Origin of the sequence: Streptomyces sp. NPDC059740, from assembly GCF_042733155.1 — a bacterium.
GTDB lineage: Bacteria > Actinomycetota > Actinomycetes > Streptomycetales > Streptomycetaceae > Streptomyces.
Window position 1 is genome coordinate 28,980 of the sequence record NZ_JBHWGP010000030.1, and the last position, 21,563, is coordinate 50,542.

18 protein-coding genes are annotated in these 21,563 nt (G+C 73.8%); 5 read left to right on the forward strand and 13 right to left on the reverse strand.

Annotated features, from left to right (window positions below; all coding sequences use genetic code 11):
- Window positions 1–155 precede the first annotated feature (155 nt).
- The 3 genes from rplT to infC form a co-directional block, all read right to left on the reverse strand.
- Complete coding sequence (gene rplT / locus ACFV3R_RS26640; protein ID WP_365455709.1) at window positions 156–539, reverse strand: 50S ribosomal protein L20; 384 nt, start codon at window positions 537–539, stop codon at window positions 156–158.
- A 104-nt stretch (window positions 540–643) separates the two neighbouring features.
- Window positions 644–838 carry a 50S ribosomal protein L35 gene (gene rpmI, locus ACFV3R_RS26645; protein WP_046726698.1) on the reverse strand — a complete coding sequence of 65 codons (195 nt, stop codon included), beginning with the start codon at window positions 836–838 and terminating at the stop codon, window positions 644–646.
- 158 nt (window positions 839–996) lie between these two features.
- Entirely contained in the window at window positions 997–1,620 is a 624-nt protein-coding gene (gene infC / locus ACFV3R_RS26650) for a translation initiation factor IF-3 (RefSeq protein ID WP_385588397.1), read from the reverse strand.
- Window positions 1,621–1,998: 378 nt separating this feature from the next.
- On the opposite strand from infC, the gene ACFV3R_RS26655 reads away from it, so the two are divergent.
- Window positions 1,999–2,364 carry a DUF1844 domain-containing protein gene (locus ACFV3R_RS26655; RefSeq protein ID WP_385588250.1) on the forward strand — a complete coding sequence of 122 codons (366 nt, stop codon included), beginning with the start codon at window positions 1,999–2,001 and terminating at the stop codon, window positions 2,362–2,364.
- A gap of 88 nt (window positions 2,365–2,452) precedes the next feature.
- On the opposite strand, the gene ACFV3R_RS26660 is transcribed toward ACFV3R_RS26655, so the two are convergent.
- The 4 genes from ACFV3R_RS26660 to ACFV3R_RS26675 form a co-directional block, all read right to left on the reverse strand.
- Entirely contained in the window at window positions 2,453–3,199 is a 747-nt protein-coding gene (locus ACFV3R_RS26660) for an MIP family channel protein (RefSeq protein WP_385588253.1), read from the reverse strand.
- Window positions 3,200–3,376: 177 nt separating this feature from the next.
- Window positions 3,377–4,111: an SseB family protein gene (locus tag ACFV3R_RS26665; RefSeq protein WP_385588256.1), complete on the reverse strand. Its 735-nt coding sequence runs from the start codon at window positions 4,109–4,111 to the stop codon at window positions 3,377–3,379.
- A gap of 58 nt (window positions 4,112–4,169) precedes the next feature.
- Entirely contained in the window at window positions 4,170–5,396 is a 1,227-nt protein-coding gene (mycP, locus tag ACFV3R_RS26670) for a type VII secretion-associated serine protease mycosin (RefSeq protein ID WP_385588259.1), read from the reverse strand.
- A gap of 83 nt (window positions 5,397–5,479) precedes the next feature.
- Window positions 5,480–7,666, reverse strand: a complete 2,187-nt coding sequence (locus ACFV3R_RS26675; protein WP_385588262.1) for a hypothetical protein — start codon at window positions 7,664–7,666, stop codon at window positions 5,480–5,482.
- A 221-nt stretch (window positions 7,667–7,887) separates the two neighbouring features.
- On the opposite strand from ACFV3R_RS26675, the gene ACFV3R_RS26680 reads away from it, so the two are divergent.
- Complete coding sequence (locus tag ACFV3R_RS26680; protein ID WP_385588265.1) at window positions 7,888–9,102, forward strand: amino acid deaminase/aldolase; 1,215 nt, start codon at window positions 7,888–7,890, stop codon at window positions 9,100–9,102.
- Between the two features lie 221 nt (window positions 9,103–9,323).
- On the opposite strand, the gene ACFV3R_RS26685 is transcribed toward ACFV3R_RS26680, so the two are convergent.
- The 3 genes from ACFV3R_RS26685 to ACFV3R_RS26695 all read right to left on the reverse strand — a co-directional run bounded on the left by ACFV3R_RS26685 (window position 9,324) and on the right by ACFV3R_RS26695 (window position 13,149).
- Window positions 9,324–10,121, reverse strand: a complete 798-nt coding sequence (locus ACFV3R_RS26685; RefSeq protein WP_385588268.1) for a 3-oxoacyl-ACP reductase — start codon at window positions 10,119–10,121, stop codon at window positions 9,324–9,326.
- A gap of 94 nt (window positions 10,122–10,215) precedes the next feature.
- Entirely contained in the window at window positions 10,216–11,604 is a 1,389-nt protein-coding gene (locus ACFV3R_RS26690) for an aldehyde dehydrogenase family protein (RefSeq protein WP_385588271.1), read from the reverse strand.
- A gap of 156 nt (window positions 11,605–11,760) precedes the next feature.
- Complete coding sequence (locus ACFV3R_RS26695) at window positions 11,761–13,149, reverse strand: glutamine synthetase family protein (RefSeq protein ID WP_385588275.1); 1,389 nt, start codon at window positions 13,147–13,149, stop codon at window positions 11,761–11,763.
- A 227-nt stretch (window positions 13,150–13,376) separates the two neighbouring features.
- Here ACFV3R_RS26695 and ACFV3R_RS26700 point away from each other — a divergent pair, with 227 nt between their 5' ends.
- Window positions 13,377–14,108 carry a FadR/GntR family transcriptional regulator gene (locus ACFV3R_RS26700; protein WP_385588278.1) on the forward strand — a complete coding sequence of 244 codons (732 nt, stop codon included), beginning with the start codon at window positions 13,377–13,379 and terminating at the stop codon, window positions 14,106–14,108.
- 271 nt (window positions 14,109–14,379) lie between these two features.
- On the opposite strand, the gene ACFV3R_RS26705 is transcribed toward ACFV3R_RS26700, so the two are convergent.
- Window positions 14,380–14,949 carry a transglycosylase SLT domain-containing protein gene (locus ACFV3R_RS26705; RefSeq protein WP_385588281.1) on the reverse strand — a complete coding sequence of 190 codons (570 nt, stop codon included), beginning with the start codon at window positions 14,947–14,949 and terminating at the stop codon, window positions 14,380–14,382.
- Window positions 14,950–15,496: 547 nt separating this feature from the next.
- Here ACFV3R_RS26705 and ACFV3R_RS26710 point away from each other — a divergent pair.
- Entirely contained in the window at window positions 15,497–16,183 is a 687-nt protein-coding gene (locus ACFV3R_RS26710) for a gamma-glutamyl-gamma-aminobutyrate hydrolase family protein (protein WP_385588284.1), read from the forward strand.
- Window positions 16,184–16,429: 246 nt separating this feature from the next.
- On the opposite strand, the gene ACFV3R_RS26715 is transcribed toward ACFV3R_RS26710, so the two are convergent.
- Window positions 16,430–19,033: an ABC transporter permease/substrate binding protein gene (locus ACFV3R_RS26715; protein WP_385588287.1), complete on the reverse strand. Its 2,604-nt coding sequence runs from the start codon at window positions 19,031–19,033 to the stop codon at window positions 16,430–16,432.
- Window positions 19,026–20,183 carry a glycine betaine/L-proline ABC transporter ATP-binding protein gene (locus ACFV3R_RS26720; RefSeq protein WP_385588290.1) on the reverse strand — a complete coding sequence of 386 codons (1,158 nt, stop codon included), beginning with the start codon at window positions 20,181–20,183 and terminating at the stop codon, window positions 19,026–19,028. Before ACFV3R_RS26720 ends, ACFV3R_RS26715 begins: the two co-directional genes overlap by 8 nt.
- Before the next feature lie 420 nt (window positions 20,184–20,603).
- Here ACFV3R_RS26720 and ACFV3R_RS26725 point away from each other — a divergent pair, with 420 nt between their 5' ends.
- Window positions 20,604–21,509 carry a 5'-3' exonuclease H3TH domain-containing protein gene (locus tag ACFV3R_RS26725; RefSeq protein WP_385588400.1) on the forward strand — a complete coding sequence of 302 codons (906 nt, stop codon included), beginning with the start codon at window positions 20,604–20,606 and terminating at the stop codon, window positions 21,507–21,509.
- The last annotated feature ends 54 nt before the right edge of the window (window positions 21,510–21,563 follow it).

Genomic DNA, 21,563 nt, shown 5'->3' on the forward strand with positions numbered 1-21,563 from the left:
CCCGCCGACACGTGGGGGGGGGGGGGGGGCCGGGGGGGGGGGGGGGGGGGGCGCGGGGCAGGCCCTCACCGCCGGCCCCCCCCGGGCGGGGCCTTGGGCCCCGCGGGTGGTGCCGGAGCCGGCGGCGTGCGCCGGCGGGCCGGTCAAGGGCGTCGTCAGGCGGCCTTGGGGGCGTTGACGTCGCTCGGCAGCGCCTTCTGGGCCGCCTCGACGAGCGCGGCGAAGGCGCCGGCGTCGTTGACCGCGAGCTCGGCGAGGATCTTGCGGTCGACCTCGATGTTGGCGGCCTTCAGACCCTGGATGAAGCGGTTGTAGGTCATGCCGTTCGCACGGGCGGCGGCGTTGATCCGCTGGATCCAGAGCTGGCGGAAGTCGCCCTTGCGCTTCTTGCGGTCGTTGTAGTTGTAGACGAGGGAGTGGGTGACCTGCTCCTTCGCCTTGCGGTACAGGCGAGAGCGCTGGCCGCGGTAGCCGCTGGCCTGCTCGAGGATCGCCCGGCGCTTCTTGTGAGCGTTGACTGCCCGCTTGACGCGTGCCACTTGTTAACTCCTTGTAGCGGGGCCGTGGTGGTCCTCACACGGCCCGGTTCGAATCAGGTCCCGGAGGGTGCTGCGGCGATCCCGCGGAAGGGCGGGACGCCGGCTCACTTGCCGAGAAGCTTCTTGATCTTCGCGGTGTCGCCCGGGGCCATCTCGGCGTTGCCGGTGAGGCGACGCGTCACGCGGGACGACTTGTGCTCGAGCAGGTGGCGCTTGCCCGCGCGCTCGCGCAGGACCTTGCCGGAGCCAGTGACCTTGAAGCGCTTGCTGGCACCGCTGTGCGTCTTGTTCTTCGGCATCGCGCCGTACTCTCCTCGTCGGTGGCACCCCCGCCGGCCTGGGCCGGCACACGGTGGTGCCTCGGTGTTGTCGGTGGTGTCCGTGCGGTCCCGTGACCTCACGGACGGTGCCCTGGTGCACCGCCGGCGGCGCGGGGCTCACACCCCGACCACCGTCGTCACGCCTCGGCGGGCTCCTCAGCGGGCTCCTCGACGGAACCGGCCTCGTCGTCAGCGGCGCCGCGCTTGCGAGCCGCCTGGGCCTCGCGGGCCTCGGCCATCGCTTCGGTCTTCTTCTTGTGCGGACCGAGGACCATGATCATGTTGCGGCCGTCCTGCTTCGGGTTCGACTCCACGAAACCGAGGTCCTGGACGTCCTCCGCGAGCCGCTGCAGCAGCCGGAATCCGAGCTCCGGGCGGGACTGCTCGCGACCACGGAACATGATCGTGATCTTGACCTTGTCACCCTGCTTGAGGAACCGGACGACGTGACCCTTCTTGGTGTCGTAGTCGTGCGGATCGATCTTCGGCCGGAGCTTCATCTCCTTGATGACCGTGTGCGCCTGGTTCTTGCGCGCCTCACGGGCCTTCATGGCCGACTCGTACTTGAACTTCCCGTAGTCCATGAGCTTGCAGACCGGCGGACGGGCCGTCGCGGCCACCTCGACCAAGTCGAGGTCGTACTCCTGCGCAAGCTCCAGTGCCTTGGCAAGCGGCACGATGCCGACCTGCTCACCACTGGGACCGACGAGTCGCACCTCAGGGACACGAATCCGGTCGTTGATGCGGGGCTCGGCGCTGATGGATCCTCCTCGGTTAGCACCACGCGACAGTCTGGCGGACTGCCGCACAACGTCTTGACGTGTGACCTAACCGCACCGGTTCATGAAAAATGCCCCGGACGGGACACAGGCGGGGCTCCTCGATGGCTCGGGAGCACCACCGCGTCAACCGCGGGGCGCAGCCTGACCGTGACCCGCCGACCGTGAGGCCGGTGCGGGTGGGAGATCGGAGCCTCCACTTGTGGGCCGAGCACACACAGGTGTCCGGCCGGTCGGACTCCAGAGTACCAAAGACCCGGCGGTGCGGCGCCCGGCCCGCATCGGTACCGGCGCCGCGGGCCGGTCACCGGCCCTCCTCTACGCTGAGCGCAGATCCCGGCCCACCGATGCGAGAAGTTGATGAGCGAGCCCACCTCCCCCGCCCCCCAGAACACCGACCCCGAAGCGTTGGCGCGCGACATCGCCGAGGTGCCGGCCGTCGAGGTCATCACCACCGTCGCCGTACACCTGATGAGCTCCGCGGCCGTCAACCTCGGCCTCTCCGAGGAGGGCGAGCAGCACAAGGACCTGGACGAGGCGCGCAAGCTCATCCAGGCGCTCGCCGGCCTCGTGACCGCCAGTGCCACCGAGATCGGCAGCTACCACGCCGCCCCGCTGCGGGACGGCCTGAAGTCGCTGCAGCTCGCCTTCCGCGAGGCGTCCGTCGTCCCCGACGAGCCGGGACAGGGGCCGGGCGAGAAGTACACCGGCCCGGTCTACGGCTGACCCGGCCCGCAGCACGCAGCGCCCGCCTCCGCTCGATCGGAGGCGGGCGCTGCGCGCGTTTCGGTGGGGCCCGCGGTCCTCGGCGCCTTCAGGCGGCGGCCTGCTCGTCGGCGACCGTGGTCGGTTCCATCGGCGGGTGGGTCAGCGGGTGGACGAGGGCCGCGACGGCGCCGCCGACCATGGGGGCGACGAGGAAGACCCACACCTGGGAGAGCGCCTGACCGCCGGCGAACAGGGCGGGGCCCAGGCTTCGGGCCGGGTTGACCGACATGCCGGTGAGCGGGATGCCGACCAGGTGGACGGCGGCGAAGGACAGGCCGATCGCAAGGCCGTCGAAGCCGGTCACCGCGACCTTGTGGGTCATCGCGAGGACCACCCAGACCACGAAGAAGGTCAGCACGATCTCGGTGAGGAAGGCGCCGCCGAGCCCGAGGTGGACCGCCGAGCGGTCGGCGAACCCGTTGGTGCCGAACGCCCCGTCGGTGCGCAGTCCGGGCACCTGCTTGGCCAGCAGGTAGAGCAGGGCGGCGCCCACGATGGCGCCGAGGATCTGCGCGACCCAGTACTCCAGGGCGGTGCGGGGGCTGATCCGTTTCGCCAGCAGCATGCCCAGGGTGATCGCCGGGTTCACGTGCGAGCCGGAGATGGGCCCGATGGCGTAGGCCAGGACCAGCAGGGTGAAGCCGAAGGTCAGGGCGATGCCGAAGGTGCCGATGAACTCGCCCGCCAGCACGGCCGTGCCGACGGCGACGAAGATGAGGATCAGCGTCCCGAGGAACTCGGCCACCACCGCCCGGGTCGCCGTGGACTCCACGGGTCGCCATGTGGTCTTCATCCGTGCCTCCTCGCTCGACGTGCCGTCCTCGCATTGTGTGCGGGTCGACGCGTCACCGCGCGGCGGCGCTCCCCGGCGCGGGGCGCGACGGGGCAGGTCAGCGAGGCGGGCCGGGAGCGTGCGGGGCATCGGCCGTCCGGGGGCGGCGGCCGGGCGCGGCGGGTGGCGGCCGGGGCGTCAGCGGTGGAAGAAGGGGGTCCGGTCGGTGCCCGCGTCCGGCGGGAGCAGGGCGAGGTCGAGCCCGCGGACGAGCCGGGCGCGCAGGGTCTCGTCCTCGGCCACGGCGCGGGCCAGCCGGCCGGCGGCCTCCTGCGGCTCGACGGACAGGTCGAGCGCCACGGCCAGCGTGCCGTCGGTGGCCGCGGCGGGCAGCAGGTGGGCGGCCCGCACGGCGGGGTCGGCGGCCAGCACCTGGCGCAGGGCCGTCTGGACGGCGGGGTCGGCCAGCGGGTCACCGGTGGTCCGTCCCTCGGCCAGGGCGCGCAGCGCTGCCCCGGTGACGGGGAAGGTGACCGGTCCGGCCAGGTCCAGGACGAGGGTGTCGGCGCCCTCGTGGGCGACCGCCTCCAGCGCCTGGCGCAGCGGCACGGCCACCGGGCGGGCGTCGGCCCGCCAGCGCGCCAGGGTATCGAGCGAGGTGAAGGCGGGCAGGGCGCGCCGGCCGTCGGGGGCCTGGAGGGTGGGGACGGCCATGTCGCTGGTCTTCTCGCGGGTGAGACCGTCGGGGCCCTGCTCGCTCTCCCCCAGCACGGCGACCACGGGCACCAGCAGCCGGGCGTCCCGCAGGGCGGCCAGGACCCGGGGTTCGGCCGCCTGGTCCCGGGACCAGGCGTCCAGGGCCGCCGTCAGCTCGGGGTCGGCGGTGCCGTCGTCGTCGGAGAAGCCGGGGTCCGGGATGTTCTTGGTGGCCACGTCGGGACCCTACCGGGCGGGGCGGCCGGCGCCGCGCCCAGGGCTGCCGGTGCTGTGCTCAGTCCGCGGGGCGCCAGCGCCGCCACAGGGCCACCGCCGCGGCGACGAAGGCCGCGCCGAGTGCGGTCGAGGTCCACACCAGCCACCCCGGCCCGTCGTCGGTGTCGTCGTCCTGCGGGCCGGGCCCGAAGTGCGCTGCCCGGTAGGCGGCGGGGGACGGCTTCTCCGCCGCGGGGGTGAGGTGTGCCGCGGCCTTCAGGGCGGCGGCCGGGTCGACGAGCCCGGCGCCCAGGTCGTCGTTGCGGCCGCCCTTCGGCGGGTCCTGCGCGGTGTCGGTGAGCAGCTGCCGGATCTGCGCGGGGCTGAGTCCGGGGTGGGCGGCGCGCAGCAGGGCGACGGTGCCGGAGACGAAGGCGGCGGCGGGCGAGGTGCCCCAGCCCTCGTAGTAGCGGCCGTTGGGGTTGGGCATGAGCACCTGGACCCCGGGGGCGCACAGCGTGGCGTACCAGTGGCGGGTGGAGAAGTGGGCCCGCAGGCCGAAGCGGTCCACCGCCGTCACCGCGATGACGCCGGGGTAGGCGGCGGGGTAGGAGACGTGGCTTCCCTGGTCGCCGCCGTTGCCGGCGGAGGCCACCACGGGCACGCCCTTGCCCAGTGCGTACTGCACGGCGTCGTCCTCGCGCGGTTCGGGGTGGGCGGACTTGCTGTCGTCGCCCAGCGAGAGGTTGATGACGTCGGCTCCGTGGTCGACGGCGTAGCGGATGCCGTCGGCGAGCGCCCCGCCCCGCTCGGTGCGGGCCCTCTCGCGGGCGGGGTCGTCGTCCTCCAGGATGACGCGGACCGGCAGGATCTTCGCCTGCGGTGCCACCCCGACGACGCCGTCCTGGTGGCCCGAGCCGTGGCCGTGGCCGGCGATGAGACCGGCCATGGCGGTGCCGTGGCTGGCCCAGGCCGGGTCACCGGGCCGTGCCCCGAAGCCGACGAGGTCCTTGTCGGCGAGCACCTGGCCGTCGAGGTCGGGGTTGTCGGCGTCGACCCCGGTGTCCAGCACGGCGACGGTGACGCCCTTGCCCTTCGTGGTCCGCCAGGCCTGCGAGAGGTGCAGGGCCTTGACCGCCCACTCCTGGTCGCGGATGCCGTCGGCCTGCGCGCTCAGGGCGGGGCCGACGGCGAGCGCGGCTGCCGAGGCGGTCACGGCGGCGGCACGCAGCCAGTGCCCGGCGCGGCCCGGACGGCTCAGGCGCCGGCTGCCGCCCGCCGCCGTGGCGGGTGTCGCCTCGTCCATCCGGTTCCGCCCTTCGCTCCGCGGTACGTGTCCGGGCCGTCCTGGTGCCGCTGTCCGCGTCCGGACGAAGGGGGTCTCGCCTGTCATTGCGCGGCCGCCTTCCGTGCGTCCCGGCGCAGTCCGGTGCCCGTCAGGTCGGCGAGGGTCAGGGCGTCGTGGCCGAGGCCGGCCTCGGCGGGGGCGGTGGTCTCGCCGGCCCGGGTGGCCTCCGTGGCGGCCTGCGGGGTGGGGACCTCGCGGCCGTCGGCGAACCCGGACACGGCGAAGACCACCACCGGCAGGTCGGTCATGACGTCGATGCTCCAACTCGCCCTGCTACTCGGCGTGAAGTGCTCGGCGGGGGTGTGGGCGGCGGCGTAGGGGCGGGGCAGCATGTCGGTGCGGCTGGTGAGCTTCTCCTCGCGGAAGCGGGCGGCGAGGGTCTTCATCGTCCGGGGGCCCACGGTGGTGAAGAGGGCGCCGGTGGTGATGAGGCTGCTGCTGGTGGCATCGGTGTAGGTGGCGCGTATCAGCCGGGAACAGCCCACTGCGGAGAGGGCCTTGGCCAGCAGTGGGTCGAAGGCGCCGGAGCAGCCGGAGTCCCGGGCGACGGCGATCCGCGTGTAGACGCGGTCGGCACCGCCCGGCCCGGAGCCCGGGCCCTTGAGCACCTGCGGGAAGAGGGTGTTCACCGGGACGTCGTGCCAGAGGCCGCGGCCCTGCTCGAAGGCCGCGACCGACGGCGGGCGCACGTCGTCCGAGAGCCAGGTGCCGGCCGCGGCCCCGCCCAGCAGGCCGACCCCGAGCGCCATGCAGGCGCCGACCACCATGGTGCGGGCCAGGCCGAGCCGGAGGCGGGGCGTGGGCAGGCCGATGCGGCCCCGGGTCCGCGCCGCGGCGGGCCGTGGTCCCGCTCCGGGCAGGGGTGCGGCGTGGTCCGGGGCGGCCGGCGGGGCCTCGGGCGGCGGCGGTGGGGCGGCGGCACTGTCGGACGGTCCGGAACTCTCCTCGCGCCAGAGCGCCTCGGCTCGCGCGAGGTGGAAGGCGGCCGTGTCGCGGAAGGCGTCCTCGCCGACGGGCTCGGCGGGCCGTTGCGCTGCGGTGGCCGGCGGTTGGGCGGGGCGGGGCGGAAGGCCACCGCCGGGCTGCGGCCCCCGCGGGGGTGCGGCGGGTCGCGGCGGAACGGCCGGGGTCTGCGCGGGAGGAGGCGGTACCCGGCCCGGCGCGGTGGCAGGGCGCACGGCCGCCGCCCCGGCCGGTGCGGGTGCCTGGCGCGGAATGCCGGCGGTGGGGTGGTCACCGGGCGTTCCGACGGAACCGGCCGGGGCGCTGGGTCCGGCGGGTCCGGCGGGTCCGGCGGCTTTCTGCCGGGGCAGGTACGCGGTCGGCTCGTCCGGCGGGACGGTGTCGCCCGGGGGGGCGGCCGGGCCCCGCGTCGCCGCAGGCGCGGTGGCGGGCGCGGCGGTTCCCGTCCCCGGAGCGACGGCGGCGGGCGCGGAGGTGACGGCCGGTGGGGCCGGCGGGGGCGTCACCGCGGGCCCGGGCAGGCGTGTCGAGGCATCAGGAGGCGGCAGTTCCTCCTCGGCGGGGGGCGTGGCAGGCGGCTGCGGCTGGGGGGCAGCGGGACGTGCGCGGGGCGCGGCAGGCGGCTGCGCCGGCGCGGCGGCGAGGGATGCCGCAGGCGGCTGGGGCCGGGCGGCAGCGGGACGCGCGGAGGAGGCCGCAGGCGACTCCGGCGAAGCGGTGGCGCGCGCGGACGGGGCGGCAGGCGGCTTCGGCGGCGCGGCGGTGCGCCCAGGGGCGGAAGCCACAGGCGGCTTCGGCTGTCCGGCCGCGGACTGCTCGGTCGGCGCGGCGGCGGTCCGCTTCGCCTGGGCGGTGGTCGGCTGCCGGAGCGGGACGGCGGCCGTCTGCTCGTGGGGGACGGCGGGGGCCGCGTCGACGGTGGTGGGGGCCGCGTCGACGGCGGCGGGCGCCTCGGCGTGGGAGGCGGGCTCGCCGACCGGGGCGCCGGCGTCCCGGTCGGGGGCGGCTGCCGGCTCGGCGCGCACGGCGGGCGCCTCCACCACGGCCTCGGGTTCCTCGACCGGTACCGCGGGCTCGCGGGTCGGCGGCAGGAAGGGGTTGGCGCGGGACGGAGGGGTGGCCGAGGCGCTCTGCCCGGCCGGCACGGGGCTCCTGGGCAGGGCGGCGGGGTCGCGTCGCGGCTCCGGCACGGTGGGCGTCGCGGTGGGGCGTGACGGCGTTTCGGGATCGCCGGGCGCCTCGGTCCGGTCCGCGTCGGTGCTCACCCGCGCCCCCTAGCGCCGTTCGGACCCGCACCCCGCCGATGCCGGGGCCCTCCCCGTCGAACAGTATTCCGGGCAGGCTGGTTGTATTCGGACAAGACGCCCCTGACCTGCGGCAGCGGCGTGCGGCCACTCTAAGGGCTGGGGGCACCCGCGCTCCAACCCCGTACTGCGACGCCCGGCGGCCCCTACCCGGTTGCGGACGTCTCTGGCAGTCTTCGGCCATGTCGCAGCCGCACCCCGCTCGTCACCTGGACCACGCCCGTCTCGAACGGGCCACCGCCCACCTGGACGCCCCGCTGGCGGTGGTGGACCTGGAGGCCTTCGACGCCAACGCCGCCGACCTGGTCCGCCGGGCCGGCGGCAAGCCGATTCGGGTGGCCAGCAAGTCGGTGCGGTGCCGCGCCCTGCTGGAACGCGTCCTGGCACGTGAGGGGTTCGCCGGTGTCATGGCCTTCACGCTCGGCGAGGCGCTGTGGCTCGCGCGGGCAGGGGTGACGGACGTCCTGGTGGCGTACCCGTCGGTCGACCGTGCCGGGTACGCGGAGCTGGCGGCCGATCCACGGCTGGCGGCAACGGTCACCGTCATGGTCGACGACGTCCGGCAACTCGACCTCATCGACGCGGCGCGGGCCGGTGGCCGGGAGCGCGTCCGCGTCTGTCTCGAACTCGACACGTCTCTGCGGCTGTTGGGCGGCCGGGTGCGGTTCGGACCGCTGCGGTCGCCGGTGCGCGGCCCGGCCGGTCTGGCCACGCTGGCCCGTTCGGTGGTGCGCCGCCCGGGGTTCGCGCTGGTCGGGATCATGGCGTACGAGGGACACATCGCCGGCGTGGGGGACGCGGTCGCGGGCCGGCCGGTGTTCTCCCGCACGGTCCGCGCGATGCAGGCGGTGGCGCGCCGGGAGCTCGCGGGGCGCCGGGCCGAGGCGGTGGACGCGGTGCGGGCCGTCGCCCCGGATCTGGAGTTCGTCAACGGCGGCGGCACGGGCAGCGTGCAGCACACCGCGGCGGAGGCGGCGGTGACGGAGATCGCCGCCGGTTCGGGGCTGTACGTGCCACGCCTCTTCGACGACTTCCGGTCGTTCTCGGGTCGCCCGGCGGCGCTCTTCGCCCAGCCGGTGGTGCGCCGCCCGGGGGTGTCCGTGGTGACGGTGCTGGGCGGCGGTTACCCGGCCTCGGGAGTCGCGGGGCCCGACCGGTCGCCGGTGCCGTACCTGCCCCCCGGGCTGCGCTACGACGGCCGGGAGGGGGCGGGCGAGGTGCAGACGCCGCTGCGGGGTCCGGCCGCCGACGACCTGCTGATAGGCGACAAGGTCTGGTTCCGGCATGCCAAGGCGGGCGAGCTGTGCGAGCGCTTCGACCGCCTGCACCTGGTGCGGGGCGACCGGGTGGTGGAGAGCGTGCCGACCTACCGGGGCGAGGGCATGACCTTCCTGTGAGAGCCGGTCCTTCCCAGGGGAAGGCCGTGCCGACCTACCGGGGCGAGAGCATGACCTTCCTGTGAGAGCCGGTCCTTCCCAGGGGAAGGCCGTGCCGACCTACCGGGGCGAGAGCATGGCCTTCCTGTGAGAGCCGGTCCTCCCCGGGGGGAGGCCGGTCCCTCCGCGGCGGGCCGGCCTCGGACCTCACGGCCGGCCCCGCGGGCTGCGTGCGGTGAGCGCTACAGGGGCGTGACGTAGGCGCCGGCGATGCCGCCGTCGACGAGGAACTCGGCGGCGTTGACGAACGAGGAGTCGTCGCTGGCGAGGAAGGCGACGGCGGCGGCGATCTCCTCCGGCTCGGCGAACCTGCCCACCGGCACGTGCACCAGCCGTCGCGCCGCACGTTCGGGGTCCTTGGCGAACAGCTCCTTGAGCAGCGGGGTGTTGACCGGCCCCGGGCAGAGCGCGTTGACGCGGATGCCCTCCCGCGCGAACTGCACGCCCAGCTCGCGGGACATGGCCAGCACCCCGCCCTTGGAGGCGGTGTAGCTGATCTGGGAGGTCGCCGCACCCATCACGGCCACGAAGGAGGCGGTGTTGATGATCGACCCGCGGCCCTGGCTGCGCATGTAGGGCAGCGCGGCCTTGCAACACAGGTAGACGGAGGTGAGGTTGACCTCCTGGACCCGGCGCCAGGCGTCGAGCGGGGTGGTGAGGATGGAGTCGTCCTCGGGTGGTGAGATGCCGGCGTTGTTGAAGGCCACGTCGACGCTGCCGTAGGTCTCGTGGGCGGTGCGGAAGAGCGCCTCGACCTGTTCCCCGTCGGTGACGTCGACGCGGACGAAGAGGCCGCGGACCTCCTCGGCCGCGGCTTCACCGGCCGCCGCGTCGATGTCGGCGCACACCACGTGGGCGCCCTCGGAGGCCAGCCGCCGGGCGGTGGCGAGGCCGATGCCGCTGCCGGCGCCGGTGACGACGGCGGTGCGGTCCACCAGGCGGCGGCAGACGGGTGGGCTGGCGGTCTGGGGTTCGGTCACGGGGTCCTCCTGGCCGGTGCCGGTGGTCGGGAGCGGTGGGCCGCGGCGGGGCGGCCGGGACTGCGGTCGGGGTGGCGGTCGGTGCTGCCGGATGTCAGCCGGTGCTGACGAAGACGTTCTTGGTCTCGGTGAAGGCGGCGAGCGCCTCGGGGCCCAGTTCGCGGCCGAGCCCGGACTGCTTGAAGCCGCCGAACGGCGTCGAGTACCGCACGCTGCTGTGGGAGTTGACGGAGAGGTTTCCGGCCTGGACCGCTCGCGAGACGCGCAGGGCCCGTCCGACGTCACGGGTCCACAGGGAACCCGAGAGGCCGTAGTCGGTGGCGTTGGCGAGGGCGACCGCCTCCTCCTCGTCCCTGAACCGGCGGACCGTCGCCACCGGCCCGAAGACCTCCGTGAGGTCCCGCGGGTCCCCGGGCCCGCCCGCCAGGACAGTGGCCGGGTACCAGAACCCCGGCCCGCCGGGCACCTCGCCGCGGAACAGGGCGGGGGCGTCCTCGGGCACGTGGGAGCGGACCCGTTCGCGGTGGGCGGCCGAGACGAGCGGACCCATCATCGTGGCGGGGTCGAGGGGGTCGCCGGCCGTGAAGGCCCGCACCGCCGGTTCGAGCAGCTCCAGGAAGCGGTCGTACACGGTGTCCTGGACGAGGATGCGGCTGCGTGCGCAGCAGTCCTGGCCGGTGTTGTCGAGGAAGGACGCCGGTGCGGTGGCGGCCGCCGCCTCCAGGTCGGCGTCGGCGAAGACGATGTTGGGGTTCTTGCCGCCGAGTTCCAGGGTGAGTCGTTTGGTGGTGGCCGCGCAGCGTGCGGCGACGGCCCGGCCGACCTCGGTCGATCCGGTGAACACGATCTTCGCGACGCCGGGGTGGTCCACCAGCGCCTCCCCGGTCACCGGGCCGTGGCCGGGGAGGACCTGGAAGAGGTGTTCGGGCAGGTCGGCGTCGAGGGCGAGTTCGGCCAGGCGCAGGGCTGTCAGCGGCGTGGCCTCGGCGGGTTTGAGGAGGACGGCGTTGCCGGCGGCGAGCGCGGGGGCGGTGCTCCACGCGGCGACCGGCATGGGGAAGTTCCACGGGGCGATGACGCCGACCACGCCGAGGGGTTCGAGGAAGGTGACGTCGAGCCCGCCCGCGACGGGGATCTGCCGGCCGGTGAGCCGCTCCACGCCGCCTGCCGCGTAGTGCAGGAGGTCCGCCACGTTGCCGGCCTCCCACCGGGCGTTGCCGAGGGGGTGGCCGGCCTCGGCGACCTCCAGCCGGGCCAGTTCCTCGCCGTGCTCCTCGACGACGGAGGCGAAGCGGCGCAGCAGCCGGGCCCGTTCGGCCGGGGCCAGTGCCGCCCAGGTGCGTTGGGCGCGGGCGGCCCGGGAGACCGCGGCCGCCACCTCCTCGGCGCTGGTGGCGGGGGTGTCGGCGAGGTGTTCGCCGGTCGCGGGGTTGAGGACGGTGAGGGTGTCCGGCAGTGCGGTGGGGTCGGTCGGGTGGCGCACCGGGTGTCCTTCGGTCGGGGGCTGCGTCTGCCGTGGCGGGGTCGGTCGGTGACCGGGTGCCGGCGGTCGGGGCCGTCGGTCGCGGGCTGCTGCCGGGGAGCGGGGGCTGCCGGGGGGCGGGGGCTGCCGGGCGGGGCGGGGGCTGCCGGGCGGGGCTCACATCCGTTCGAAGGACCGGAACCGTTCCCAGTCGGTGACGGCCGTGTCGTGCGCCTCCTGCTCGACGTGGGCCGCGTGCAGGTAGTGCTCGACCACCTCGTCGCCGAAGGCGGCACGGGCGATCCGGCTGCCCTCCCACAGGGCCGCGGCCTCCCGCAGGCTGCTCGGCACCTGCGGCGCGTCGCCGGCGTAGGCGTTGCCGGTGCAGGGCTCGGGCAGTTCCAGCCGGTTCTCGACGCCGTGCAGCCCGGCGGCGATCATGCCTGCGACGGCGAGGTAGGGGTTGACGTCGCCGCCGGGCAACCGGTTCTCCATGCGGTGGGAGGGGCCGTGGCCGACCACGCGCAGGGCGCAGGTGCGGTTGTCCGGGCCCCAGGCCACGGCGGTCGGGGCGAAGGAGCCGGGCCGGTAGCGCTTGTAGGAGTTGATGTTGGGGGCGTACAGCAGGGTGAGTTCGCGCAGGGCGGCGAGCTGGCCCGCCAGGAAGTGCCGCATGACCTCGGACATGCCGTGGGGGTCGGCGTCCTCGGCGAGGACCGGCCTGCCGTCCTCGTCCCGCAGCGAGAGGTGGATGTGGCAGGAGTTGCCCTCCCGCTCGTCGTACTTGGCCATGAAGGTCAGCGAGCGGCCCTCCTGCGCGGCGATCTCCTTGGCGCCGGTCTTGTAGACGCTGTGGTTGTCGCAGGTGGTCAGCGCCTCGTCGTAGCGGAAGGCGATCTCGTGCTGGCCGAGGTTGCACTCCCCCTTGGCGGACTCCACGGTCATGCCGGCGGCCGTCATCTCGTTGCGGATGCGGCGCAGCAGCGGCTCGACGCGGCCGGTGCCCAGGACGGAGTAGTCGACGTTGTAGAGGTTGGCCGGCCGCATGTCCCGGTAGCCGCGTGACCAGGCGTCCTCGTAGGTGTCGTGGAAGACCATGAACTCCAGCTCGGTGCCGGCCCAGGCGTGCCAGGCGCTGCCGCCGTGCTCCCGTCCGGCCGCGGCCAGCCGGTCGAGCTGCCGGCGCAGTATCTGCCGCGGGGAGGCGGCGACGGGGGTGCCGTCGTGCCAGGCGAGGTCGGCGGTGACCAGGGCGGTGCCGGGGTGCCAGGGGACGCGGCGCAGCGTGGCGGTGTCGGGGTGCAGGGCGAAGTCGCCGTAGCCGTGCTCCCAGGACGACATGGCGTAGCCGTCGACGGTGTTGAGGTCCACGTCGACGGCGAGGAGGTAGTTGCAGCCCTCGGCCCCGCCCTCCAGGACCTCGTCGAGGAAGAAGCGGGCGGCGAACCTCTTGCCCTGGAGGCGGCCCTGCATGTCGGTGAAGGCGAGGACGACGGTGTCGATCTCGCCGGCGGCGACGAGCGCACGCAGCGTCTCCACGCTGAGCGGGCCGGGACGGTGTGCCACGGGGTGCCTCCTGTCGCTGCGGACACCGGGCGGTCACCGCGCGCAGGCGCCGCTGCCCGGTCCTTGCGGAGCCCCGCGCCGTTTCCGGCCCACTGCGGCCGCCATGGCGTACGGACTCCTGAGGAGTTCTCGCCGTACGAACGTCCGATGCGGCCGCGTGACCGGGACGGGCGTCCGGCGAGGACTCCTAAGGTAGACGTACGGACCTTTGACGGGAAGGGGACCTGATGGGCGACGCCGCAGAGCGACTGGCACCGGCGCTGCGCCCGGTGCGGGCCGGCAACGGTTTCGAGGAGGCCCTGGAGCAGATACTCCGGGTCCTGCGACTGGGACTCGTCCCGGAGGGCGAACGCCTCCCGCCGGAGCGCGAGTTGGCGTCGCTGCTGGGGGTGAGCAGGATGACGTTGCGGGAGGCTCTGGAGGTGCTCAGGAGCCAGGGCCTGCTGGTCAGCCGGCGGGGCCGGTACGGCGGCACGTTCGTGGCCGGCCGCGGGGCGGGGGCGCCCGGCGAGGCGGAGCTGCGCCGGCGTGTCGCGGGGTTGGACCTGGCGGACGTGCTGCGCTTCCGCGAGGTGCTGGAGGTGGGGGCGGCGGAGCTCTGTGCGGCGGCGAGACCGAGCGGCCCGGCCGGGGAGCGGCTTCGGGCGGCGCTCACCGCGACGGGGGACGCGGCGCCCGCCGACTACCGGCGGCACGACACCCTCTTCCACCTGACCCTGGCCGAGCTCTCCGGCTCCCCGTCGCTGGCCGCCGGGTACGCGGCGGTCCGCGCCGACCTCAACCAGCTCCTGGACTGCATACCGCTGCTGGTGCGCAACCTCGAGCACGCCCAGTCCCAGCACACCGCCGTCGTGGCCGCCGTGCTGGCCGGCGACGGGGAACGGGCACGCGCGGTGATGCGTGAGCACTGCCGGGGCACCGCGGCCCTGTTGCGGGGGTTCCTCGACCCGGCGGGGTAAATGGACGGACCGGGGACCTTTGCCCGGCGGTTCGCCGGTTCGCCGGACCGTCGGCCCGTCGTCCGCCGCTCCGCCGCCGCGCTCCCCTGCGGGCCCGTGCCCCGGTGGGCCCGTGGTGGCCTCAGGGCGAGGACCGGACCCGGAAGAGGACCCGGGCCCCCTTCCGGGTCCGGGTCCTCTTGCCGTGCCTCCGGACGCCCCCGCGCCGGGGCACGCCCACCACTCGCTCGTGCGGCGCCGGCCGTCAGTCCGGCGGTGTCGTTCCGCGCGATCAGTAGGCGGAGTTGACGTTGTCCATCGAGCCGTACCGGTCGGCGGCGTAGTTGCACGCGGCGACGATGTTGGCGACGGGGTCGGTCAGCGAGTCCTTGGTGCCCTTGACGTGGTAGGTGTCGAAGGTCGGCTGGATCACCTGGAGCAGGCCCTTGGATGGCACGCCCTTCTGGGCGTTGATGTCCCAGTTGTTCTGGGCCAGGGGGTTGCCGCCGGACTCCCGGATGATGTTGCGGTGGATGCCCTCGTAGGAGCCGGGGATGCCCTTGAGCTTCATGATGTCGCGGGCCTGCTTGATCCACCCGTCCAGGTTGTCCGGGTACTTGTGGCCGGCGTCCTGCGCGATTGCGGCGACGCGGTCGGTGGTGGTCGCCTGCTTCGCGGTGGCGTCCGCCTGCTTGGCCACGTGCGCGGCGCTGACCACGACCGGCGCGGTCTGCTGGCCCTTGGCGGGCTCGCCGGCGTGGGCCGGGGTCGGCGCCAGCGTGGCGGCGGCAGCGGCGGCACCGGCGGTGGCGATGCCGGCGATCGTGTACTTGCGGAAGCGGGTGGCGGTGGTGGCAGCCATGGCGTACCTCTCCAATCGGGGGACTTCGTGGGGAGGCCGACGAAAAGGGAAGTCGGCGACGCGGGCCTGGTGCTCCGCGCCGGGGCCGGCGGATCGACGACGGGCCGCTGTCTGCGTCCCGCGTCCGGCGCTCGGCTCCCCGGTACGACCACCACGTTGGGAAGTGGCTCCACCCCCCGGCAACCATGTGACCTACGAAGCCGCCTAGGAGCCGCACCCCCACCGGGGCGTCCCGCCCCTGCCCGGACGCCTCCGACTCCTACTACCGCCCCTCCCCTGTGATCCACGCCCCGTGCCGCCCCTCACACGACACCCCCCGGAACCACCGCACCGGGCCTGGTCCGGCACACCGTGGGTCAGTGACTGCCTACGGGTCGCCGACGGGCCCGCCGGGTGGGCGGAGGGTGCGGTCGTCCGGGGGCGGGGCGGGTGGTGGCCCGTGTGGGGCCGGCCGCCGGCGCGCCCCCGCCCACCCGCACTGTGGCGCCCCCTCCCCTTCCGGCCTAGCCTGGGAGCGCCCTCGTCTCCCCCTGCTTCGGAGCCCGTCGTGCCCAAGCCGCTGGTCGGCATCACCACCTACCTGGAGGACGAGGCGCGGTGGGGGGTGTGGACGCTGCCCGCCGCGCTGCTGCCGGCCGGCTATCCGCGGATGGTGCGGGAGGCCGGCGGTGTGGCGGTGATGCTGCCGCCGGACGAGGAGGCCGTGGCCGAGGAGGTGGTGGCGCGGTTGGACGCCCTGGTGGTGGCGGGCGGGCCCGATGTCGAGCCGGCGCGTTACGGTGCCGAGCGCCTGCCGCGGACCGGACCGCCGGCCCCTGCCCGCGATGCCTGGGAACTCGCCCTGATCCGGGCGGCGTTGCACCGCGGGGTGCCGTTGCTCGGAGTGTGCCGGGGCATGCAGCTGCTGAACGTGGCCCGGGGCGGGACGCTCCTCCAGCACAGGGACGGCCACGCCGGTCCGCCCGGGGTGTTCGCGCACCACCGGGTGGCGCCGCTGACGGGCACCCTGACGCACCGGCTGCTCGGCGGGCCGGTCACCGTGCCGACCTACCACCACCAGTGCGTGGCCGTGCTGGGTGCGGGCCTGCAGGTCTCGGCGCGTGCCCAGGACGGCACGGTGGAGGCGGTGGAGGCGGCGGGCGGAGACGGGTTCGTGCTCGGCGTGCAGTGGCATCCGGAGGCCGGGGACGACACCAGGGTGATGGCGGGACTGGTGGCGGCGGCCCGCCGGTGACGGACGCGCCGGCCGCGCGGTCCGCCGCCTCGCACGCGCCGGGCCCGGCGGTCTTCGGGCCGTGCGTCGTGCAGCAGGGAACTGCCGCAGGACGAGCCCCGGACCGTGGCGTCGGCTCCGGCCCGCCCCGGTGCCGAGGCCGCCCGGCCGGTGGCGGGCGGCAGGCGGGCTGCGGGAACGCGACGGGCCCCGTCCGACCGCTGGGGTCGGGCGGGGCCCTGAGGTGGTGGCGTCAGACCGCGGGGGTCACTTCACCGGTGCCATCTCGTCGACGATGCCGGGGTGGGCGTCGACCCACTTGCTGACACCGTCCCGCTCGTGGCCGGTGCCGGCCTCCTGGACGGCCTGCTCCAGGCTGCCGAGCTCGTCCGCGTCCATGTGCCAGTTCTTCAGCCAGCCCGCCAGCTCGGGGTACTTCTTGGGGAAGCTCTTGTTCCCGAGGGAGACAATCTGGTTGTTGGCGCCCCAGGTGCCCTTGGGGTCGGCGAGCTTGGTGAGGTGGTACTTGCTGTACGCCCAGTGCGGGGACCACAGGACGACCGCGATGGGCTCCTTGGCCGCGTACGCGCGCTGGAGTTCGGCGAGCATCGCGCTGGTGCCGGCCGCGGTGACCTTCCAGTCCTTCATGCCGTAGGCGGGCAGCACCTTGGACTTCAGGCGCATCATCTCGCCGGTGCCCGGTTCGATCCCGATGATCTTGCCCTTGAACTCGTCCTTGTGCTTGGCGAGGTCCGCCATGGACTTCACGCCCTTGACGTAGGACGGCACCGCGAGCTCCAGGGACGTCTTGTCGTACCAGGCGCCGAGCTTGGACAGGGAGTTCTTGTACTTGTCCCAGTACTGCTTCTGCGCCACCGGCAGCCAGCCGTCGGTCTCGAAGTCGACCTGTCCGGTCGACATGCCGGTCCACATCGGGCCGACGTCGAGCTCCTTGAGCTTGGGGGCGTAGCCGCGCTTGCGCAGCACGTCCTCCCACAGCATGGAGGTGGCGATGCCCTCGTCCCAGGCGGGGTAGCCCAGCACCGGGGCGGCGCCGGCGTCCTTGCCCTTGGCGTAGGAGGTGCCGGCCGGGGCCATCTTGTCGACCGTGCCGGGGTTGGCCTTGAGCCAGGCGCGCACGCCGTCCTGCTCGTGGTTCTTGCCGGCCTTCTGGATGTCGTTCTCCAGGCTGGTGAGCTGCTTCTCGTCCAGCTTGAACTTCTTCATCCACTGGGCGACCTGGGGCTCGTCCTTGTCGAAGCCCTTGCGCGCCAGGGTGTGGATGCCGTCGCCGGAGCCGAAGGCGCCCTTGGGGTCCTTCAGCTTCGTCAGGTGGTACTTGCTGTACGCCCAGTGCGGCGACCACAGGGTCACGGCGATGGGCTTCTTGGCGCTGTAGGCGCGGTCCAGTTCGGCGAGCATCGAGGAGGTGGAGGACTCCACCAGCTTCATGCCGCTCAGGCCGTAGGCCTTGGCGACCTTGTCCTTGTAGAGCTTCATCTCGCCGGCGCCGGGCTCGATGCCGACGACCTTGTTGCCGAACTCGCCGCTCCTGGCCTTGAGGTCGGACAGCGACTTCACGTCCTTGACGTAGGACGGGACGGCGACCTCCAGCGAGGTCTTGTCGTACCAGGCGCCGTAGTCGTCGAGCTTGTCCTTGTACTTCTTCCAGTACTCGGCGTGGGTGACCGGCAGCCAGGAGTTGGTCTGGACGTCGATGTCGCCGCGGGCCTCACCGGTGTACAGCGCGCCGGCCTCCAGCGCCTTGGCGTTGACCTTGAAACCGCGCTGCTCCAGGACCTCCTTCCACAGGAAGCTGGTCGCGACGCCCTCGTCCCAGTTGACGTAGCCGATGTTGACGGTCCGGCCGTCGCCGATGCTCTTGGCGGACGCCTTCTGGTCACCGCCGCCCGCCAGGCCCATGCCGCCGGCGACGAGCGCCAGCACGACCACGCCGACGGTGGCCACCGAGGTGGCCGGCTTCCAGTGCAGGAACCGCCAGCCGTCGAGCGCCGCCTGGGCCTTGGCCAGCGCGCGCCGGCCGAGCGGCGAGACGCGCTGGTTGAGGGCGCCGGTCATCCGGTCCAGGTACATGGCGAGGATGACGACCGCGAGGCCCGCCTCGGACCCGAGGGCCACGTCGACGGAGCTGATCGCGTTGTAGACGGAGGAGCCGAGACCGCCACCGCCGACCATGCCCGCGATGACGACCATCGACAGGGCGAGCATGATGACCTGGTTGATGCCGGCCATGATGGTCGGCAGGGCCAGCGGCAACTGGACGCGGAGCAGGGTCCGGCGCGGGTGCGTGCCGAACGCCTCCGCGGCCTCGACCAGTTCGGCGTCGACCTGGCGGATGCCCAGTTCGGTCATGCGGACGGCCGGCGGCATGGCGAAGATGATCGTCGCGACGATGCCGGGGGTGACGCCGATGCCGAAGAAGAGGATGCCGGGGATGAGGTACACCATCGCCGGCATGGTCTGCATCAGGTCCAGCACCGGGCGCAGCGTGCCGCTGACCCCGCGGTTGCGGGCGGCCCAGATGCCGAGCGGCACCGCGACGACCACCGTGATGATGCAGGCCACCAGGACCAGCGACAGGGACTCCATCGTCGGGCCCCACTGGTCGATGGACTCGATCAGTGCGAAGCCGAGGAAGGTGAGGACCGCCGCCAGCAGGCCGCGCAGCCACCAGGCGATGACGGCGAGGATGCCGGCGAGCAGCAGGGGTTCGGGGGCGGAGAGGACGGCGTGGATGCCGTCGTACATGCCGCCGAGAACGGTGGAGATGAAGTCGAAGAGCCAGGCGACGTGGTGCTGCAGCCAGGTGACGACCGTGTCGACCCAGGAGCCGAGCTGAATCCTAGGCATGCGCGTTCACCTTGCCGTCGTTGTCTCCCTCGGAGCCGGCGGCGTCCTCCGCCTCGGCCTCCGGGGCCTTCGTCGTGATCACGTCGTCCGGGCCCCGCTGGGGTTCGCCGACGACGGCCAGCAGCCGGCCCGCCGGGACCACGCCGATCAGGGTGCCCTCGGCGTCGACCACCGCCACCGGCACCTGGCTGGTCGAGCACGGTCCGAAGAGCTCGTAGACGGGCGTGTGGGCGGGCACCTTCGCGGGGGCCGCGGCCAGCAGCTCCGCGGCGGTGGCGAACCCGGTGCCGTCCCCGACCGCGGTGTCGGCGTCGGCCATGACGGCGCCGGCGGTCAGCACGCGGGTGCGGTCGACGTCCTGGGTGAAGGAGGCGACGTAGTCGTTGGCGGGCGTGACCAGGATGTCCTCGGCGGTGCCGATCTGGACGATCCGGCCGTCGCGCATCACGGCGATGCGGTCGCCCAGGCGCATGGCCTCGTTCAGGTCGTGGGTGATGAAGACGATCGTCTTCTTCAGGGTCTTCTGCAGCTCCAGCAGCTGGTCCTGCATGTCCCGGCGGATCAGCGGGTCGAGGGCGCTGAAGGACTCGTCCATCAGCAGCAGGTCGGCGTTGGTGGCCAGGGCGCGGGCCAGGCCCACCCGCTGCTGCATGCCGCCGGAGAGCTCGTCAGGCCAGGACTTCTCCCAGCCCTTGAGCCCGGCCAGTTCCAGGGCCTCGGTCGCGCGCCGCTCCCGCTCAACACGCGGCACGTTCTGGACCTCCAGCCCGTACGCGGCGTTCTCCAGAACACTGCGGTGCGGGAAGAGGGCGAAGTGCTGGAAGACCATGGATATGTTCTCGGCGCGCACCTTGCGCAGTTCCCCCGGCGTGAGGGAGGTGAGGTCCTGTCCGTCGAACCTCACGCTGCCGGCGGTGGCCTCCAGCAGGCCGTTGAGCATGCGCAGCAGCGTGGACTTTCCCGATCCCGACAGACCCATGACGACGAATATCTCGCCCTCGTCCACCGAGAACGACGCATCGATCACCGCGGCAGTCGTCCCTTGGGCGCGCAGCTGGTCCCGGTCGGCGCCGGCCTCCAGTTCGCGGACCGCGTCCTCGGGTCGTCTGCCGAACACTTTGTAGAGATGCTCGGCTTGCAGCCTGGACACATAGACCTCTCTGGTTGTACGAGAAACGACCCGCCCACCCCCGCTCGACGGGTCGTGGAACGTGCGGCCTCCAACCGCTTCACGCCTGGAAAGTTGAAAAATCCAACCGCTTCGTTCCGGCGGCGCGCCTGCCCGGCTGCCCTGAAATCAAACCAAAGAGTGACGTGCCTCACAACGCCCCTCGCAACCGGTGCACGAACCGTGACCGACACGACATGCAGGAGTAATTGACGGACGGACGGCGCCCGCCGGCGCCAACCGGGCGGCGTGCGGGCCCGCCTGGCCCGCGGGGCACCGAATTCCCCGGAACCCGCCGCCCGTCGGGCCGGCGGACGGACGCGGAGCGGGCGGCGGCGGACCTTCCGGCCCGCTGTCGGTGCGGTACGGCATCATCGCCGTGTGACTGCGACCCGACGCCTGATGCTCCTGGACACCGCCTCGCTCTACTTCCGCGCGTACTTCGGCGTACCGGAATCCGTCCGGGCACCCGACGGCACACCCGTCAACGCGGTCCGCGGCCTGCTCGACTTCATCGCCCGCCTCGTCCAGGACCACCGGCCGGACGCACTGGTGGCGTGCATGGACGAGGACTGGCGCCCGCAGTGGCGAGTGGACCTCATCCCCTCCTACAAGGCGCACCGGGTCGCGGAGGAGGTCCCGGCGGGCGCGGACGTCGAGGAGGTGCCCGACACCCTCTCGCCGCAGGTCCCGGTGATCGAGGAGGTGCTGGACGCGCTCGGCATCGCGCGGCTGGGTGCGCCGGGCTACGAGGCCGACGACGTCATCGGCACCCTCACGGCACGGGCCTCCGGCCCGGTGGACATCGTCACCGGGGACCGGGACCTCTACCAGCTCGTCGACGACGCCCGCGGGGTGCGCGTGCTCTACCCCCTCAAGGGCGTGGGCACCCTCCAGAGCACCGACGAGGCGTGGCTGCGGGAGAAGTACGGCGTCGACGGCGCCGGCTACGCCGATCTGGCGCTGCTGCGCGGCGACCCCAGCGACGGCCTGCCGGGGGTGCCGGGGATCGGGGAGAAGACCGCCGCCAAGCTGCTGGCCGCCCACGGCGACCTCGCGGGCATCCTGGCCGCCGTCGAGAACCCGGCCGCCCGCCTCACCCCCACCCAGCGCACCAGGCTCCGCGAGGCCGCGCCCTACCTGGCGGTGGCGCCGAAGGTGGTGCGGGTGGCGAGGGACGTGCCCCTGCCGGAGCGGGAGGTGCGGCTGCCCGCGCAGCCCGCGGACCCGGCCGCCCTCCAGGTGCTGGCGCAGCGGTGGGGGCTGGGCGGTTCCCTGCAGAGGCTGCTGTCCGTCCTCCAGGGCTGACTGTTAGGTTAGGTAACCCTAATCTCGCGTGGTCCGCCGGACCGGGTCCACGCG

Coding starts and splice junctions, on each gene's coding strand:
- rpmI (WP_046726698.1), bottom strand. CDS start 838: ATGCCGAAGAACAAGACGCACAGCGGTGCCAGCAAGCGCTTCAAGGTC.
- ACFV3R_RS26655 (WP_385588250.1), top strand. CDS start 1,999: ATGAGCGAGCCCACCTCCCCCGCCCCCCAGAACACCGACCCCGAAGCG.
- ACFV3R_RS26660 (WP_385588253.1), bottom strand. CDS start 3,199: ATGAAGACCACATGGCGACCCGTGGAGTCCACGGCGACCCGGGCGGTG.
- mycP (WP_385588259.1), bottom strand. CDS start 5,396: ATGGACGAGGCGACACCCGCCACGGCGGCGGGCGGCAGCCGGCGCCTG.
- ACFV3R_RS26680 (WP_385588265.1), top strand. CDS start 7,888: ATGTCGCAGCCGCACCCCGCTCGTCACCTGGACCACGCCCGTCTCGAA.
- ACFV3R_RS26700 (WP_385588278.1), top strand. CDS start 13,377: ATGGGCGACGCCGCAGAGCGACTGGCACCGGCGCTGCGCCCGGTGCGG.
- ACFV3R_RS26705 (WP_385588281.1), bottom strand. CDS start 14,949: ATGGCTGCCACCACCGCCACCCGCTTCCGCAAGTACACGATCGCCGGC.
- ACFV3R_RS26715 (WP_385588287.1), bottom strand. CDS start 19,033: ATGCCTAGGATTCAGCTCGGCTCCTGGGTCGACACGGTCGTCACCTGG.
- ACFV3R_RS26725 (WP_385588400.1), top strand. CDS start 20,604: ATGCTCCTGGACACCGCCTCGCTCTACTTCCGCGCGTACTTCGGCGTA.